Origin of the sequence: Streptomyces griseiscabiei (assembly GCF_020010925.1) — a bacterium.
In the GTDB taxonomy this organism is placed as follows: Bacteria; Actinomycetota; Actinomycetes; order Streptomycetales; family Streptomycetaceae; genus Streptomyces; species Streptomyces griseiscabiei.
This window is the reverse complement of sequence record NZ_JAGJBZ010000002.1, coordinates 337,685-355,155: the sequence shown is the minus strand read 5'-3', so window position 1 is coordinate 355,155 and position 17,471 is coordinate 337,685. Positions and strand designations below refer to the sequence as shown.

Sequence of the window (17,471 nt, the reverse complement as noted above, 5' to 3'; positions counted from 1 at the left end):
TCCCTTGGGTTGGTTATCGGTGGTAGCCGCCGCCCTCGATGTGCTCGGTGAGGGTGCGGGCGTCGCGCTCATCGCCCATGAGGCGAAGGCACTGCTCGTGAATGGCCCGTGAGCTGTCGGGGTGGGCCTGGATGTGCTCGGCGATGCCGACGACGGCGTGGTGCAGGCGGTCCTCGGCATCGCGCGTCTCGTAGTACGCCTCGACGGCTTCCTGTACGAGCCGTCTGCTGTCGAGGTCCAGCCCTTCCAGCGGCGGGGACATCAGCTCTTCGAGGGGCAGCTCGAAGACGCGGGCGAAGGCGAGGGCTTCGTCGACGTTGATACGGCGGCGCGGGGTGCCGTTCTCGATGCGCCAGACCGCGGTCTGGTTCATCTTGACGCCGGCCTTGGACACCCGATCTGCCAACTCGGTAGTGCTCCACCCCCTGACCTCGCGCTCCAGCGCCACCCGCGCGGCGATGTTGCCTTCGCTGTAGAGCAGCGGCACCTCACCGCCGTCGACCTTGTCGCCTGCCATCGGACCTCCATCATGACCATCACTTTCCCAATTGAAACACACACTTGCCGATTTGGTTAACCGGCGATCGTCGAGTACAAATTATGCAGACCGGATTGCCGCCTAGTCGATTGGGAATGCATGCGATACCTGACAACCGCCGAGGTAGCCGAGCGCTACCGAACAGCGGAGAGCACCGTCCGCTACTGGCGCCAGATCGAGAAGGGCCCGCGCGGCATCAAGATCGGCAAGCGGGTGCTGTACCCCGAGGCCGAGCTGCTGCGCTACGAGCGGGCGCTGATCGAGGGCCGAGACGAGTGGGGTCTGGCCTCTTGAGCCGCCGGAGGCTCCGGACACAGAAACGGCCCCCGGCGCGCCAACGCCGAGGGCCGGAGATTCCCCTGCCGATCGCCCATCCCTGAACGTACGAGCTGGTGAGGGGTGGGACGTTGCCTGTCCTGCCCCTCACCGGAGAGGAACGTCTATGGAGGACTCTATGTCCCCCACCACGACGAACACATCCCCCGCCGCCTGGCCCACGACAGCGGTCCCCGGCGGGGGCACCCCCTGGCGCCGCCGGGACCAGGACTCCGCTGATGCGATGCCGGGGGACCGTCCCCGCGACGCACCCGGTCCCCTGTCACCGCAAGCCGCGGTCCCCATATCCACATCCGCTGGAAACGTGCAGGCCAGCAGCGTGGCAACGGGGACCGGTCCCCGAGACGCGGGAGTTGCACCAGGGGACCGCAATGGGGACCGGGGCGTCGGTCCTCGTCTCTCACCCGGGACCGACAATCCCGTGGAGGCCGAGCAGCACGAGATCGCACCCGTCGATGGCAAGGCAGACAACGGCGCCCATGAGGGCGCGCGGGCGCAGGTAACTGCTGACGGGGTCGCGCTGCTGGACGAATTGCGGGCAGCGATCGGCAAGTACGTGGTGCTGCCCAGCGAGGAGGCGCTGACCGCGGTCACCCTGTGGGTGGCGGCCACGCACATCCAGACGGCTCTGCAGCACGCGCCGCGTCTGGCGGTGGTGAGTCCAACGAAGGGGTGCGGCAAGTCCCGGGTTCTGGACGTGCTCCACGAGACCGTGCACCAGCCGATGATGACGGTGAACACTTCTCCGGCGGTCATCTTCCGGATCATCGGCAAGAACCCGCCCACCATGTTGGTGGACGAGGCGGACACCATCTTCAGCCCCAAGGCGAGCGGCGACAGCGAGATCCTGCGCGGCCTGCTGAATGCCGGCCACCAGCGCAACCGGCCCGCCTGGCGGATCTCCGGTCCGGATCACAAACCGACCCCGTTCCCGACCTTCGCCATGGCCGCCATCGCGGGGATCGGCGACCTGCCGGACACGGTCATGGACCGGGCGGTCGTTCTGCGGATGCAGAAGCGCAAGCCGGGCGAACGGGTCACCCCTTTCCGCTCTCGGTACTCGGTGCCAGAACTCAACGCGCTACGTGACCGGCTGACCGCATGGCTGGGTCCGCTGCGTGGGCAGGCAGCCCGCATGGTGCCGCACATGCCGGTGGAGGACCGGGCGGCGGACACCTGGGAGCCGCTGGTCATCACTGCCGACCTGGCCGGCGGCCAGTGGCCCGCCCAGGCTCGTGCCGCCTGCCTGGCCATGACCCGCCACGAGGCGGCCCAGGACGAGCAGAGCAGCCTGAAGACGCGGCTCCTGCGCGACATCCACCGCATCTTCGCGCAGGCGGAGAACCCCGAGGCCCTGTCCACCCAGGATCTGGTCGCTGCTCTGCTCCAGGACGCCGAGGCCCCGTGGGCGGAGCACGGCACCAAAGGGCTGAACGCGTACCACCTGAGCAACCTGCTGCGGGACTTCAACATCAGCCCAGCCAACTACCGGTTCGACAAGGGCAGGCAGGCCAAGGCATACATGCGCAACCGCTTCCTGGACGCCTGGGCCCGCAACTGCCCCGACCTCGTCGAGGCGGCGCCCGAGTCCGAATACGGCGCTTTTCCTGCTCGCGTAGCGCAGGGCAGGCTGCCCGCCGCCCCGGCTGGGACGTTGCCTGTCGGCCCGCCCGGTGGACCCGCCGGACCCAAGCGCGCTCTCTGATCCCACCGGGGTCCGTATCACTTCGTCGCATCCGTCCCCGCGCAGGTCAGCGCGGGGACGGACTCTGTCGCCGGGACGGAGTTCTCCGTACCTGCCCGCGTGTCCGTACCTGTGCTGACCAGGCGTGCGACGGATGCGACGGACGTGACACAGCCCCATCCCTCGCTGCACCGGAGCACCAACATGGACAGTGCGAACGACACGAACCCCCCTTCTCCCCGCCGCTGGGGTTGGTTCAACCGGGACCGACGAACAGCAGCAAGCTGGAGCGAACGAGCCCCTAACGGGGCTTCGTCCGCGCTTACCTCCGCCCCTGGGGTGGCGGCGGGAGAGGGGGCCGGGCGCCAGCGGGCGCCCGAGCCTGACGAGGGGGTGAACGAGCCCCGCACCGCGTCTGCCGCCGACAGCGCCGAGCAGCCCGCCACCGACTCCGTCACCCCACATGCCAAGCCGTCTGCCCGTCGACCGCCCGCCGCCGTTGAGCAGCCCTCGTGGCGTGAGCCCGACGCTCCCGCGCTGCCCGCGCGGATGAACCGCAAGCGCACCACCGAGAAACGCGACCAGGAGAAGAAGATCCGCTTCACCCCGACCGCGGTCCGCCTCATCGATGCCGAGGCCAGGCGGCGCCACCAGAAGTTCGCCGGCTTCGTCGGCGACGCCGCCCTCGCCGTCGCGCTCGGCAAGGCGGGCATGGTCGGCAGCCCGGAGGACGACCCCATCCGCCCGCTGGTGGAGGCCATCGAAGCGCACACCAAAGCGCTGAACCGGATCGGCACCAACCTCAACCAGGTCGCGGCAGCCATCCACTCCGGCGCGATACCCGAGCGCGCCGAGGCCGTCCTCGAACGCATTGAGCAGGCCGCCCAGGCCAGTTACGCACTGATGGACCGGCTCCTGGCGGAAGGGGTTGGTCATGGTTCCTGACGTCTCCACCGGCGCCAGCACGCTCGGCCTGATCAACTACCTCTTCGGCCAGGGGCGACGCGACGAACACACCGACCCCCACATCGTGGCCGCCTGGGACTTGGCCGGCGCCCCCGACCCTGGCCGCGCCCCCTCCGCCACCTACACCCAGCTCGCCCGACGCCTGGACCACCACGTCGACCTGCGCACCCGAGAACTCGGCGGAAAGCAGCCACCACAGCATGTGTGGCACTGCCCGGTGCGCACTGCGCCCGGCGACCGCTACCTCACCGACGCTGAGTGGGCCGAGGTTGCCCGCCGCGTCGTAGCCGCCACGGGCATCGCCCCCGAGGGAGACGACCAGGCGTGCCGCTGGATCGCGGTCCGGCACGCCGACGACCACATCCACATCATGGCCACCAGCGTCCGAGCCGACGGCCGCCGCCCTCGTACGAACCGGGACGGCTGGCGGGCACAGCGCGAATGCCGAAAGATCGAGGCCGAGTTCGGGCTGCGCCGCCTGAAGTCCGGTGACCTCACCGCCCCGCGTACCCCGACCGGCGCCGAGCGGGCGAAGGCGGAACGCCAGGGCCGGGATGAGACCGCGCGGGAGTGGCTGCGCCAGCAGGCGTACGCGGTCGCCGCCGCCGTACGCAGCATCGACGAGTACTTCACCGTGCTGCGCTCCCTCGGCATCCAGGTCAGGCCACGCATAGGCCCCGAGACCGGCGAGGTGACCGGCTACAGCCTGGCTGCTCCCAACGACACCACCCAAGGTGAGCCGGTCTGGTACGGCGGCTCACGGCTCGCTCCCGACCTGTCCTACAACCGCCTCTGCGAACGCCTTCCCACCCAGGATCTGGCCGACCGCCCCGAGCAGGCGGTAGACCCAGCCGAACCGTGGCACCGCGCCGAGACCGCCGTCCGCGACGCCCACACCGCCCTCGACTCGGGCGACGACGCCATGGCCCTGGGACATCTGGATGCTTTCGGCGACACCCTCCACAACCTGGCCCTCGCCGCCAAGGGCGGACACCGGGCCGAACTGCAAGCCGCGGCAATGGCGTTCAACCGGGCCCGCCGCTCGGCGATCCGAGCCGATCACCAGGCCGCCACCGCCCTACGGGAAGCCGCCAAGGAACTCGCCTACGCCACACACGATCCGGGCGGACTCGCCATCGCCCTGATCTTCGCTGCGCTCCACGTGGCGCGGGCGGCCGCCAAGTGGCATGAGCAGCGCGGCCACGAGCAGCAAGCCGCAGCGGCCGAAGAAGCCTTCCTCCACCTGCAGGCCGGTTACCAGCAGGCCGCCCAGCCGGTCTTGGCGGATCTCGCCCGTCGCGCACCGCGCGCCACAACCGTCAGCCGCTTCGAGCAGGATCTGCGTGCAGTCCTCCCCGACCACGCCGACCGCGTCCTCGCCGATCCCGCCTGGCCGGCCCTGACCACGACCCTCGCCCGCGCCGAGACCGCCGGCCACAACCCCCGACGCCTCTTGGCCGAAGTCGCCGCGCGCCGAGAACTCGACACCGCCGATCGCCCCGCCGAGGTCCTCAATTGGCGCATCGCCGTGCAGCCGAACAGGCGTGCTCAGGCGGCTCGCAGGCTGAGCACCCGCATGACCGCACCCGTGACGCCCGCACCACAGACCACACCCACGCCGGCGAGCGAACGGCTTACGGAACGCGCCCGACGGCGATAGCCAAGTCGGCTGTCAGCGACGGCAGATGAGGATGCCGCCCAGGCACGTGACCTCGAAGGCCCCATGCCGGGCAATGTGATCGACGAGGATCGAGCGGGCCCGCTCGATCGTGGCCCCGAAAGGCACGTCGTGCTGGTCCGCCCAAGCCCGGTAAGAGGCCATGTGCGCGATGACCGGCTTGGGGTCCTGGACCGTGATGGTGCCGGGCAGTTCGATCGTCTCTACGCGGCCGAACTCCTCGCCCAGGAAGGCCGGGGCCTTCTCCAGGGAGAAGCGGGCGCTGAGCGAGATGCGGGCCGGGCCGCGTCCGGTACCGAGGACGTCGCCCGCAGCCCGCTGCCACAGGTCGTCGAGTTCGGCCTTGTCCCGGTCGCTGTTGGTGGAGACGATCACCGCCCCGTCACGAGCCACGACACGAGCCAACTCCCTGACCGCCTGCGGGATGTCCGGGACGTGGTAGAGCATGTGCAGCGCCAGAGCCGCGTCGATGCTCGCCGTGGCCAAAGGCAGGCGGGTGGCATCCGCCACGGCGACCGGGCCGGGCACGCTGGCGAGGATGCCGGGGGCGATGTCCAGTCCGAGCAGGGCCAGCTCGGGCCGATCGTCGCGAAGCCGCTGGATGAACTTACCGTTGCCGCAGCCGACATCGACTACGCGCCCGCGTACGCCGCTCAGCTGTTCGGCGACGATGCCAGGCAGGTCGTAACGGGGTGTCTGCCACTGGTAGAGCGACTGGCGGGCAGCCAGATCCCGGTCGCCGTTGTAGGCGCTTCCGGCAAGGCGGCTCCGGTCGGTGACGGCGGCGTCGTGTGCGGCAGACAGTTCGGTCACGTCGGCAGCTCCGGTGGATGGGCGGCGGGTGAGGCCGCGAGGACGGCCGTGTGCTGGAGTCGTTCGCTTAGGTGCGCGGCGTGCGCGGCTCCACCGTACTGCGGCCCTCCCAGCTCCCGGCCCAGAGCGGTGAGCCGACGCACGATGCTGGCCGACATGCGCTCGGGCGGGGAGTCGAGGACGAATCCGAGCATCGCCTCGGCGCCGTCCAGGTCGCCCAGGAGCAGGTGACCGCGGGCAAGATCGACATGGGCGGCGAGCAGGTCGCCGACCGACTGATCATCGTCCTCGGCACTGCGGTAGAGCCGGATCGCACTGTCCGCGCTGACGATGGCCTGCTGGACATGCTCCCTCCCGCCCACGGCCAAGTGGCTCGTGCCCGCGTACGCGAACTGCTTGGCGGCCGGGAAGGCGAAGATGCCCGGCACCTCGTCATGGCCGGGCATTGCCTCGCGGGAGCGCTCGGCATCCGCAAGGGCGGCCACCGCGCCCACCCGGTCTCCGGCTATGGCCAGCGCACGCGCCTCCAGGCTCGCCAACCGGGCTCCGATGCTGCCGGGAGCCCGGTGGTGGCGGCCGGCCTGCGCCAGCCGCGCCGCCTGCTCGTACCGCCCCGTCCAGTAGGCGATCAGGGACTCCACGGCCCGTACCCAGGCCAGCATCCCCTCGTGCCCGGCTGCCTCCGCACACGCCCGAGCAGTACGAGCGTGAGTGGCAGCGGAGTCGTAGTCGCCCAGGTCCAAGCAGACGTGCGCCGACAGCCCACACAACCGTGAGGCCGCGACGTACAGGTCAGCAGTCTGCCGGGGATGCTGGCGTCCGCGCAGCAGCTCGAACGCCCCGTCCCGCAGCCGCTTGATCTCGATGTACAGCTCCATCAGCGGATGACTGACGTAGGCGCGAGCGAGCCGAGCAACATCTGCCTCCAACTGCTCGACGACGAACTCATCTGCGTTGCGCTGCGCGATGAACCGGGCGAAGTCCGCCGACATCACCGCGTCCGCCGCCGACATAGCACCTGATCGCGATGGCACCACAGGCCGCGCCGGAACGGTCTCCGCAGCCTTGTCTCCACCCTGGCGGCCCTTACTGACCGCCACAGCACGGTCGAGCACTCCGATGTCGATGCCGAACACCTGCGCCAGATACCTGCGGGTGTACGGGACCGGGATGCGCGCCTCGCGCTCGTAACGCCCAATCTCCTTACCGGTCTTGGCGGCCCGCCCCTCCAGGGCGTTGTATTCGTCGGCCACCTGCTGCTGGGTCCAACCACGCCCAGTGCGCAGCCGGATGAGCAACGTGCCGATCCCCGTGTCGCCCATCCCATCTCCCAGGAGCATGCGAACTCTGGCCCCCATAGTGGCCCCCCGCCTGGCCCCCACGCTGGCTCCCGACCCAAACGAGCGACGGCGGTTGGCTGTTGGCCATGCCCAGCACACTGCCCGGCGAGCCGGACACCCTCGCACCGGAACAAGCCCTCGACGGCGCCGTCGAGCACGCATCGATGCTCTTCGACCGACGCCGGACCACCCCAGGCGCTGCCCGCTCCTTCGTCGCCGAGACCCTTACCCAATGGGGCCGGACCGAACGCCTCGACGACATCCGCCTGTGCACCTCCGAACTCGCCACCAACGCCGTCCTGCACGGAGCTCCTGCAGGCGGTCAGGTCCTCCTACGCGTCGAACTGCACGCCACCGTGCTGCGCATCGAGGTGCACGACGGCGGCAACGGCACACCCACCAAGCAGGAGCCACGGAGCACCACCGACGACGGCCGCGGCCTCCTGCTGGTCTCTGCCGTCGCCGACCACTGGGGCGTGGAAAAACGCGAGGGCCCCGGCAAGTGCGTCTGGGCCGCCTTCCACCACAGCGCGGTGCCCACATGCTGACGCCTGCCCGCACCGAGTCCTTCACGCCTTCCGCCGGACTGATCGCCTCCCTGGCCACCACAACGTGGTTGGACACCACTCCGACCGGCGCCACTCTGTGCTGCCTCCTTCTGGTGCCCCAACCGCCCCGCAGCTGTTACGAGAGGCCGGCCGTCATCGAGCAAGGCATTCGCGCCGTTGCCGAAGCTCTACACCTCGGCCCCGCCACCACACCCCCGCCGGACATCGGGCCACGCCTTCGTCTGATCGCCCCGGCTGAAGTGGCCCTGCGCTTCGACGGCACCCCCTACCGCAAACGCATCCCCACCGGCCGCCCCTGGACTCTGCTGCTCGGCCAAGGAACCCCGGCGGCCATCGTCCTCGGCCTCGACCCACTCTCCCGCAGCGCCGCCCCTGCGGAAATCGACACCTACCTGGACAGCGCCACGCTCCGCCAGCGCCTCCTCTTCGGTCACACCCGAACCGAATGAACCCCAACCCACCTCAGGGGGACATCCCGTGACGACCCACCCCGTCTCACCGAACACCGTCCTCGCCAACGCCCTACACCACGCGGAGGACGTCCTGACTCCACGCATCCTGGCCACCCCACCGGAGCGGATCGTGCTGGTCGTCGGCACCCAGATCAACGGCGCCCCCCACATCGGCACCTCACTCGTGCAGTCCCTGGCCTTCGCCATGGCCGCCCGCCTCCGCGACCGCTTCAGCATCCCCACCGAGGTTCTCTTCAGCGCCCTCGACAACGCCCCCTACGAACTGACCACCGACCCGGTCAGCGGTCACCGATACCAACGCGCCTACGCCCAGGCCCTCGGCCACGGGGCCCTGACGGACCTCGTCAATGCCCTCTACCAACCCCTGTTCACCGCGCTCTCTCGGTGCCTGGGCATCCCTCACCGGATCGAGACCTACAGCCAGCAGCAGGCCGGCGAGCACTTCCGCCGCACATGGCTCCGCCTCCTGCCCCGCCTCGACGCCGCCCGTTGGTGGCTCGCCCCCTCCACCGGCACACCACACCTGCGCGTCCCCTGCCCTCACCCCGACTGCGGCTGGGCCGAGAAACACGCCGAACGCACCCGAGTCCACCTCACCGACCGCGAGACCGCGCAAGTCGCTGCCGTCTGCCTCCACTACGGCCCCTACCGGGCGACCATCACGCCAACCGGAGGCGCCTACCTCGACCTGGCCACCCTGTACCGCAATGCGGTTAAGGAACTCTCCGTGTCCAACCCCCACGGAACGCTGCACGTCATGGTCAAGGGCGGCGACTGGGTCTTCGGCTCCCACCTCGTCGACGAAGCCCTCCAATCGGTCGGCCTCACCCGCGCCCAGATGCCTGCCCGCCTGTTCTGCCCGCAGGTCGTCACCGACACCGGCGCCAAGCTGTCCAAGTCGCTGATCCGCGAGGGCCGCGCAGCCCTGCCCATGGGTGCGGACGACTGGATGCTCGACACCCGACAGTGGCCCGGCACCGTCGTGGAGTACTCCGAGCAACTGCTGGCCATGACCGATACCTTGCTGTCCGACCCCCGCCACTTCTTCCGCGCGTACTCGGCCGCCGAGATCGGCCGCATGATGACCGCACCAGCCACCAGGAGCGTTCCCGCCCCATGACCGACACCACCGCCCGCGTCCACGAACTCAACCTCTACCGCCAGTACTTCGACCTCGTCGCAGCAGGCACCAAGACCATCGAGGTGCGGGTGAAATACCCGCACCTCACCGATCTCGGTGCAGGCGACATCATCTGCTTCCGCGTCAAGGGCACGGACGAAACCTGCAAGGTGAACGTCAAGCGGGTGACCGAATACGCCAATTTCGAAGCCCTGCTCGACGGCGAGGGACCGGCCAACATCAATCCAACCGCTACTCGCGAACAGCAACTCAACAACATCCGAGCCATCTACCCGCCCAAGAAGGAAGCCCTGGGGGCTCTGGCCATCGAAATCGAACGTACCGCTGATCATCAGTTCGGGCTTTCGCAAGGTGGGAGGCAGCGCAAGCGGTCGTGATCGCCAACTGGGCTAGCCGGGCGGTACCTTCAGCAACTCGGTGTCGAGTACGGGGAAGGGGAGGGGCAGCATGTCGAGGGGCCAGCAGATGTTGCACAAGATCGGCTACGCGGTACGAGAGGCGGTCGAGGAGGGGGTCGAGGAGACCGCACGCGCCTGTTACTTCAGTGTGTACGATCGCGGATTCAACGAGGCGGCTCAGACCTGCCGGGGCGTTTTGTCCGATGCGACTGAAGAGTTGCTGGCGAGGATGAAGTCCGGAAGCCTGTCCGAGCAAGAACAGGTGCTGTACGCGCGGCTGACTGAACTGACGGCTGAAATGGACGAACGTCTCCGGAACGCCTGGCAAGAAGAGCCAACAGGAGACGCCCTGCCGCAGCCGTCCGGCACCCGATCCAGCCAGCCAACAAGGCTGCCCTGAGGCTCACTTTTGAGGATCGGCCCCGTACGTCACGACGTCCGGCACATCGAGAGCCATGCCGGTGATGCAGCCCTTGTTCCATGCGTCGCGCTCGTCGCCATCCAGGCCGCTAGGGAGCGATTCTGCGCACTCCCGCTGTCCCACGGAGGCGGGGTACCGGGTGTCGGGGCCGCCGGGGCGGGTGCACATGTCCTGCCGGGCGGCCACCTCCCCGCCGGTCGTGCAGTACGTGAAGTTGGTGTCGAGGACACGCTTCGCGTAGTCCGTCGCCATCTGCTCACCGAACCGGTACCCGTCCCAGTACCTCGCGGCTTTGTCCTCCTCGGTCGTGCAGCCGGCCAGCGGGAGAGCGGCGAGGGCGAGCAGTATGAAGGTGCGTCGCATGCGCCGGAGCATACGAGAAGTACCCCGTCCCCCGCAGGGGGCCGGGGTACCGGCCAGACTGCCAAGTTGTACTCGTCGGGGCAGGTTTCCTCAGCCCACAGGTCGCCGTAGTTTCCTGCACCCAGCCCAGGAATTTCCGTACCCGTAAGAACAGAGTCTCCATCAGCGAACCGACAATGCCGCTTTCCGGAAGTCTCAAGAGACGTCGCGCAGCCCCTGAGGCATCACCTGCTGTAAGGCGCCAGCCCCTCATTTCCAGCGACGACCAACGAGTCGACGAGCATCTGCCACTCGTCCAATTTGCCGAGTTCCTCGGCCGGCCTGCGAATTTCCTTGAGCCAGCTGTTCGAGAGCCACGACTGCTTGACCGTGACACGTCCATCTTGAATGCAGAAGTCGGAAACCCAATGCACGCCACGGGTAGCCTGCACTTCCTCCGAGAGCTTCCGCAAGATGCCGATGAGCGCATCGACGGACTTGGCCTCCCCGCGAGCGATCGGCAGCCAATCGTCGATTGACGCAACGAGGTCCTCAGCGCGGACCCAGTCGACGGGCTCACCAACGACCTCGTTGTACAAGCCCTGCGTCCACGGAAGAGGGTCCGGCAGCAGGGCAGCGGCAGCCCAGTCGCCCCAATGATGGTCACGGTAGGGACTCGAGTCGTCATTCAGGTAGCCAATGGCATGGCGCAGCAACGACGGCCAGACACCTCGGGCAGCTTCAGCCAAGCGTTCGTTCTCTGCACCTGTCGCGGCAAGACCGTGGAGAAAATTCGACATCAGCCCTGCGTCTGCGCGAAGGACGTCGAGGTGTTCGAGCGCCGGTCCGGCATCACCGCTCTTCGCGAAGCCTTCGAGCAGAGCCCGTGCGGCGACCAGGCTGTGCGTCCCGCGGTCGTCCGCGGTCCATCCCTGCTTCTCCTGCGCAACCATGGCGCGTCGCTCGACGTCGAGAAACGCGGCGAGGAGCGTGGCTGCGTCGTCGGTGCAACAGTGGCCCGTCGACGCGGCTGCCCCAAGTCCGCGAATGGCTGCATCCAGAACCGCGATGTCAACGGAGTCACCCGATAGCGCTTGGAGGCGTTCGGCAACGTCGCCGGCAATCAGGACATTCGACCGTCGCTGACCGTGCTGGTCCCACGGACCGATTTCTGCGCCACGGGCACTCTCAAGCAACCAGTTCAACGCGGTCCGGTGGATGCAAGGGTCGAGGTGGCATGGGGACCTCCAGACGACATCGCATCCACGCGCCAGGTACAGCCGAGTCTCCAAGGACGCCTTGCCTGCCATCGCAAGACCAGCCTCGGCAACATCTTCGGTCGAGACGCCAACCGCTTCCAGCGGCGCTGCCAGTGCGGGTGTGAGAAACGCCGGCAAGGCTTGAGCCACGGCTCGATCGGCACCAAGATCGAAGAACTGATCCTCTTGACGTTGATCCTCGGCCTCCCGGAACAACAATGCGATGCCGATGACGAACTCAGTTACGAACTGCTCTTCGTTGCCCAGCGCCTCCATATCACCAGCGGCGGCTCGTTCGATCGCTGCTCGAACGACATGGGCAACGGCGTCCACAGGCCGATTCGGCATCAGTTCTTCATCGGCTTCGACCAAGGCACGTCCTGCCGCCAGGTCCGCAGCGATCTCCTCCGACGAGGGCAGCACGTACTCCGCGTCATGCTTGGCCGAGCCCCAGTACCGATTCTGCAGCCGCAGGCTAGTCTGCACGACCTCCTGGTGAGCCGCGTGCGCTTCTTGCACGGCTTGCAGCTCAAGTGGTGATTCGACCTCGATGTAGACCTGATCGCCATGCTGCTTAACTCGATATTGCTCCGGGTCCAGGCTGGCGGCCCAGTTCTTCGTACGCTCCTGGCTAATGCCCAGCCGGTCGCCGTTCTCGACAAGCTTGTCGGCAACCTTCTTCAAAGCCTGGGCACGCTCCTGCCCGCCGTGCACCATCAGCCACATGGCTACCTCACGCGGTGTCCACTGGCGACGTTCAAGGTTTGCGAGCCCCTCGGTTGCTGCACGCAGCCCTACGTACTCACTCGTCCTGCGGCCAAACTCCAACTCCCATACGACAGGTTCGGCGAGAAAAAGGTCGAGTTCGGTGCCGACCTTCTCAATGTGGCGCACCAGCAGACCGAATAGCATCCCTGGAACCGCCAGGTTCTCGCAGCCGTTCAAGAGGGCCTCGACAACCACCCTCGGTGAGGCACCCCGGCTCAACCCCGCGTCGGCAAGGCGTTCCATCGCCTGGAGTCCGCTCATAGCAGAGTACGGGCCCACCGACGTGCCCCGGTACCAGCTCCACACGTGGCTGTCGCCGACATACAAGCGAGCAGTACCGTCAAGGTTCAGGACCGCACCGCGCTCTTCAACCTCTCCGTTCTCTGTCTCACTATCAGCACCCTCGTCCCCGTCATCAAAGGGATCAGTCAACGCGTAAGGCGGACTAGGCCGCGACAGCGTCGCTACGCGTGACCGCGCACCGCTGTTCAGGATGCTGTTCAAAACCCGCGCCGAGGTCGGCAACGGCGCTGTCTGAAACAGTTGCCAGAACCCGCCGAAGTAGTACTGGAAGAACGGTGGTCCGACACCGGTCCACCGGCCCTGATGCCTCCGGACACCCTCATCTCGGTGCCAGCTTGGCTCGTCGTCGATGTAGTAGGCCGCCATCAACGTCGCCAATAGCTCCGGGTCCTTCTGCGCCAAGGCTCGGGCGCTAAACGGCGAGTCCACAGCCGGAGCCAGGAACGCTGGCGCATTTTCCGCAACAACTCGAAGGCACCTTTCGACGGCATCATCGATGTCCGGACCGAGCAGGGCCACAGTTTCGACGAACGCTTCCTTCGTCAGGTGGTAATCCAGCTCGCGTCGGCGTCGCCGACGCTGCGACGTCCCCCCAGACGGCGTTTCCCCGCTGGTCTTGCGTAGAGGGAACGAGTTCCAGTAGGCAAGAAGACGGTCCCGAAGTCGGATTCGTAGTTCGTTGCCAGCCGGAACGTCCGCTAGGGACAGGGCTTGCATCCAGTCCGCGAGCAGTTCAAACGACTCCTTCGACACGTCCCACGGCTTTTCATCATCAAGGAGGAACTGCACAACGGAATTGGTGACTAGACGGTCGACCAGTCCGTTGACCTTATACCGCTGCTGAACAACTCGAACCACGTCGCCGAGCACCAGGCCGACCGACTGATCCATGCACGCTGACTTCAGGCATTCGTACGCGTATGGAGTCGCCAGAACCGCCTCCACCGGAACATCACTCCACCGGGGTCCGCGTGCTGCCGCGAACACCTCAAACTGCGAGCACAGTTCGATGAACTTCCGGACGGGCCGAGCGTCCGGTGCTTTCAGTAGTCCCTCGCACGCAAGAGTGGTGGCCGACAGCGCCCACCGGGGCGCTCCCGCTGCCTGCAGCAACTCGGCGGGGCTCTGACCACGGACGAGAAGAATTGCGGTCGCGTACCGTCGGACTTCGTCATGTGCAAAGTCCGGCTGGTTCCGATACCGGCTCGGTGGCGCGAGCAGATGATCCCGACGCAGCGCGTCGACCGCTGCGGCATCGACGCCTGCGCCAGGTCGACGGTCCTTGGGCAGCTTCATGGTCTCTGCGGCTACCGCGAGCAGTGTCTGTTCGCGTGCCTCCGCCGAGCCGACACCGGGCCGCCCGTCGCCCCGTACAATCCTGCTCCACACCAGATCAAGGCACTCCCACTCACCCAGTGAGCTATCTGGCTCCGCCCCGGTTCGAGCCAGAAGGTCCAGTACAACGGGCCTTCTCAGCAGCGAGTTCACGGGCAGGTCTCGCAGAACCGTACGCAAAAGCGGAAAGTGGTCTGAGACGATAGATATGTCCTCATCGCCCAACGGTCGCATCTCAAAAGACGAAATGGACTTCGAGAACCCCAGCTCCACCTGCTCCCGCACGAAACCCAGTGCCACGTCAGATGTCACCGCAACGAGCCCAACACCCGCCGCAGCCGCTGCCAGCACCAGGTCACTCAACAGGCCAGCAGACCGCTCCAGAGCAGCATCGGCCGCATCGATGACTAGGACCCGAGACGGTGCCGATGTCTCCGCAAGCACGTCCTCCAGCGACATCCCGAGCGCAGCTCGCAGCTCCAAGCTCGACTGCGGCAAGCCGCGGAAGTTCACCACCACGCCCTGGAACCCGGTGGGGTCTGCGGCTTCCAACTCTGCGACAGCCGACAGCGTCAGCGCGCTCTTACCGATGCCCGACTCACCGGATACCAACAGTGCCGAAATACGAGTACCTGCCTCGCTCAGGGCCCCAGTGAGTTGCTCGCGGCGGTCGGCGAGCGAGATCTCGACCGGCCCGCCAGACGCCTCATCACCGATCGTGGTCCGCACACGGGCAACAGCCAGCTTGCGTTGCTCAGCGAGCACCGACCACGCGTGCCGGCTTCGAGTCGCGGCCGAGTCCAAGAGCACGTGAATGTCACGGCGAAGCACCTTGAGGTCCACCACTGCGCCCGTCGCGTCGTAGCGGGTTGCCTCGACCTCAAGCTGGTTCCGGACCACCGCTCCATCGATGGCAGCTGAGGCCACGCCGTCCAGCAACGTTGCGACCGCCGCGCGGTCACCTTCGTCCGGGCTCTGGACCGCAAAATTGAGGATGCGCAGCCGACCAAGCAGCCGCCACGCCAACCGCAGGACCTCTTGCGGTAGCGTGCCGTCTTCGATGACCTTCTCGACCATCTTCAGCAAATGCTTCTGCCGCTCACGCACCGGCTTCGACCAGCGGCCATCGACGTCCATGGATGCTTGGAATGACTCCGGGTCCGCATGGGCCCGCGCGATATCGCAGAGCGTTGCGAGGTGGTCCCACTGATTGGACCGGCCGGCGGTTGCGACGGCGACCTGGTGAGTGTCTGTGTCGAACCTTCCGACTTCGGAAAGCAGCGACCCGACGAGCTTCACCGTCTCGTCATGGCTCGGGACGAAGTCCGGCGTTGCGCGGCATGCCACGGCAAGGGTGACCTCGCCTGACTCATCGCCGCAATCAACAAGAAGGTCATCTACAGGATGCGCCGGACCAGTTTGGAACGACACCCTCCTGACCGGCAGCTCAGATGCCTCCGCCCGTCGCACACCGGTCAACATGTCAGCGAGATAGACAGCCGCGACGCGATGTGCGAACGAAACGCCGCCGCCGCCCGTCGCGTAGGTGCTCGATCCTCGCTCGCTTTCGCCGGCTGCGGCGGTGGCGCCACCGGCGGTCGCATTGTGGGGAGCACCAGCGGGTCCAGACGCCGCCTCGCCCTCGGACCGAGCAGCAGCGTCCGGGGCAACAGACTCGTTCATGTATTCCTCGGTGGCATCGTGCTATCAGTGACCGCACGGCTCACCGTAGCGGTGCGTCGTCAACCGTGCAGCGATATGCCGCATCAATCCCTGCCTAGTACCGCAACGGTGTCTGTTCTGAGTGCTGGACAGTTCGGTCGTTGGTCTGGTTATGGATGGAGCCCTTGCTGACGTCAGGTTGTGGGCGCGTGGACCGGACGTGGTGCATGAGCGGTTCGTGCAAATGATCTGCAAGCCCCTAGCTCCTACCGCCCGTGTTCCAGAACAACCCCTCGAATCGCTGATACTCGCGGCCTAGGCTCGCCCTCCCTGTGTAGTTGGCGAGCGTTGCAAGGAAGAGACGCGGTCCCGCCCAAGCGCCGGTCGACCACAATTGGATCAACCACGCCGGAGCCGTACCGAGATCTTGGGACAGCTCAACCCACGATGCCGTGTCGGGGGCATGCTCTCCGTGCGCCATCGACGACCCGCTCGTCCAGGCGTACCCCTCGATGCCGATTCGGCGCTCAAGATTCTCGCTGAGCCAGTCAATCGAAAGGGGCGTGATCTCGGAGGCGCGGCGGCTCTTCTTCACGGGCCAACCCCGGTCCTTGGCGTAACTCACGATGTCGTCGATGTCCTTCGCAGGATCACGGTTGGACCCGTGCTGGTCATCGACGTCGCCGTCGACTTCGATGAACTGGTCGGCATCATTGACGCCGTCGCCGAGCATGTTCTTGAGACGGATACCTGCCGAGAGTCGTGCGAGGCGACGCGTCAGGGCGCGTTGCAGACGCTCGTCAGTGGTGATGGTCGGGTCGATTACCGCTGTGGCCCACAGGCACGCCTCGAAGATGCCGCGCGCGACCGAGACCGCGCCCATGAGCGATGCCTCTGCGCGAAGCAGGACGGCGAAGCCCCGAAGCTGATCGGCGGCGCTAAGGATATTGACCGCTGATTCATACCTGAGAATCGTTGCGACTGATTCGGCGCGGTCACCGAGCAGGACATCGGGGGCCTTCATGTCCTCTCGCGCCGGGCTCTTTCGCCTCATTTTCCAAGGCTTGAGGCCCAACTGCGTGAATCCGTGCGCTATTTCGTCGACCGCTACCGCGAGCGCGTCGCGACGCTCATGCGCCTCCTGTGTGCCTCGGTTCAGCCGGTCGATGAATTCCATCGCCCACGCCTCGTCGTCACTGCTGGCATCGCCCTCGCCTGTCACGCGCCACACCCTGCCAGAAGGCGCCGACCAGGGAAAAGCGTTTTCCGTCATGAGGAGTCGCGTCGCCGGGCCACCGTGCAGGTATTCACGCGCCCACAACCTGACATCAGCAATGTCTCCCCGTAACCAGACCACCCGACCGAACTGGCCAGCAGTCACGGCAAGCACCGTTGCAGCACTAGTCCGCACCCAGTCCGCAAGACACCCACTCATGACCGTCGCA

The 17,471-nt window shown here is 67.0% G+C and carries 15 protein-coding genes; 9 read left to right on the top strand and 6 right to left on the bottom strand.

The annotated features are described in order from the left end of the window. Nucleotides 1-13: 13 nt before the first annotated feature. On the bottom strand, nt 14-517 hold the full coding sequence (locus J8M51_RS19165) for a helix-turn-helix transcriptional regulator (protein ID WP_086757331.1): 504 nt from the start codon (nt 515-517) through the stop codon (nt 14-16). A gap of 120 nt (nt 518-637) precedes the next feature. On the opposite strand from J8M51_RS19165, the gene J8M51_RS19160 reads away from it, so the two are divergent. The 4 genes from J8M51_RS19160 to J8M51_RS19145 all read left to right on the top strand — a co-directional run bounded on the left by J8M51_RS19160 (nt 638) and on the right by J8M51_RS19145 (nt 5,184). Further along, on the top strand, nt 638-832 hold the full coding sequence (locus J8M51_RS19160; protein ID WP_019889361.1) for a helix-turn-helix transcriptional regulator: 195 nt from the start codon (nt 638-640) through the stop codon (nt 830-832). A gap of 574 nt (nt 833-1,406) precedes the next feature. After that, complete coding sequence (locus tag J8M51_RS19155) at nt 1,407-2,579, top strand: DUF3631 domain-containing protein (protein ID WP_086757360.1); 1,173 nt, start codon at nt 1,407-1,409, stop codon at nt 2,577-2,579. Nucleotides 2,580-2,951: 372 nt separating this feature from the next. Beyond that, complete coding sequence (locus tag J8M51_RS19150; protein ID WP_179203181.1) at nt 2,952-3,503, top strand: MobC domain-containing protein; 552 nt, start codon at nt 2,952-2,954, stop codon at nt 3,501-3,503. Next, nucleotides 3,493-5,184: a relaxase/mobilization nuclease domain-containing protein gene (locus J8M51_RS19145; RefSeq protein ID WP_086757327.1), complete on the top strand. Its 1,692-nt coding sequence runs from the start codon at nt 3,493-3,495 to the stop codon at nt 5,182-5,184. The genes J8M51_RS19150 and J8M51_RS19145 overlap by 11 nt, the downstream gene beginning before the upstream one ends. 12 nt (nt 5,185-5,196) lie before the next feature. Here the strand turns inward: J8M51_RS19145 and J8M51_RS19140 are convergent, their stop codons facing one another. Next, nucleotides 5,197-6,015 carry a class I SAM-dependent methyltransferase gene (locus J8M51_RS19140; protein WP_267299329.1) on the bottom strand — a complete coding sequence of 273 codons (819 nt, stop codon included), beginning with the start codon at nt 6,013-6,015 and terminating at the stop codon, nt 5,197-5,199. Further along, a complete protein-coding gene (locus J8M51_RS19135; RefSeq protein WP_086760325.1) occupies nt 6,012-7,337 on the bottom strand; it encodes a helix-turn-helix transcriptional regulator in 1,326 nt (441 codons plus the stop codon). The genes J8M51_RS19140 and J8M51_RS19135 overlap by 4 nt, the downstream gene beginning before the upstream one ends. Nucleotides 7,338-7,441: 104 nt before the next feature. Here J8M51_RS19135 and J8M51_RS19130 point away from each other — a divergent pair, with 104 nt between their 5' ends. The 5 genes from J8M51_RS19130 (at nt 7,442) to J8M51_RS19110 (ending at nt 10,336) form a co-directional block, all read left to right on the top strand. Then, nucleotides 7,442-7,903: an ATP-binding protein gene (locus J8M51_RS19130; protein WP_267299328.1), complete on the top strand. Its 462-nt coding sequence runs from the start codon at nt 7,442-7,444 to the stop codon at nt 7,901-7,903. Continuing rightward, nucleotides 7,897-8,373, top strand: a complete 477-nt coding sequence (locus tag J8M51_RS19125; RefSeq protein ID WP_086756098.1) for a hypothetical protein — start codon at nt 7,897-7,899, stop codon at nt 8,371-8,373. Before J8M51_RS19130 ends, J8M51_RS19125 begins: the two co-directional genes overlap by 7 nt. Nucleotides 8,374-8,401: 28 nt before the next feature. Then, nucleotides 8,402-9,517, top strand: coding sequence for a hypothetical protein (locus J8M51_RS19120; protein WP_086756096.1), 1,116 nt, complete (start codon nt 8,402-8,404; stop codon nt 9,515-9,517). Then, complete coding sequence (locus J8M51_RS19115) at nt 9,514-9,915, top strand: ASCH domain-containing protein (RefSeq protein ID WP_086756095.1); 402 nt, start codon at nt 9,514-9,516, stop codon at nt 9,913-9,915. Before J8M51_RS19120 ends, J8M51_RS19115 begins: the two co-directional genes overlap by 4 nt. A gap of 88 nt (nt 9,916-10,003) precedes the next feature. Beyond that, nucleotides 10,004-10,336, top strand: a complete 333-nt coding sequence (locus tag J8M51_RS19110; protein WP_143673198.1) for a hypothetical protein — start codon at nt 10,004-10,006, stop codon at nt 10,334-10,336. 3 nt (nt 10,337-10,339) lie between these two features. Here J8M51_RS19110 and J8M51_RS19105 read toward each other — a convergent pair whose 3' ends face one another. The 3 genes from J8M51_RS19105 to J8M51_RS19095 form a co-directional block, all read right to left on the bottom strand. Continuing rightward, nucleotides 10,340-10,720 carry a hypothetical protein gene (locus J8M51_RS19105; RefSeq protein ID WP_143673197.1) on the bottom strand — a complete coding sequence of 127 codons (381 nt, stop codon included), beginning with the start codon at nt 10,718-10,720 and terminating at the stop codon, nt 10,340-10,342. 224 nt (nt 10,721-10,944) lie between these two features. Continuing rightward, nucleotides 10,945-16,047 carry a hypothetical protein gene (locus J8M51_RS19100; protein WP_218781445.1) on the bottom strand — a complete coding sequence of 1,701 codons (5,103 nt, stop codon included), beginning with the start codon at nt 16,045-16,047 and terminating at the stop codon, nt 10,945-10,947. A gap of 238 nt (nt 16,048-16,285) precedes the next feature. After that, the gene (locus J8M51_RS19095) at nt 16,286-17,407 is read right to left on the bottom strand and encodes a hypothetical protein (RefSeq protein WP_143673196.1); all 1,122 of its coding nucleotides are present in this window, start codon (nt 17,405-17,407) and stop codon (nt 16,286-16,288) included. Nucleotides 17,408-17,471 lie beyond the last annotated feature (64 nt).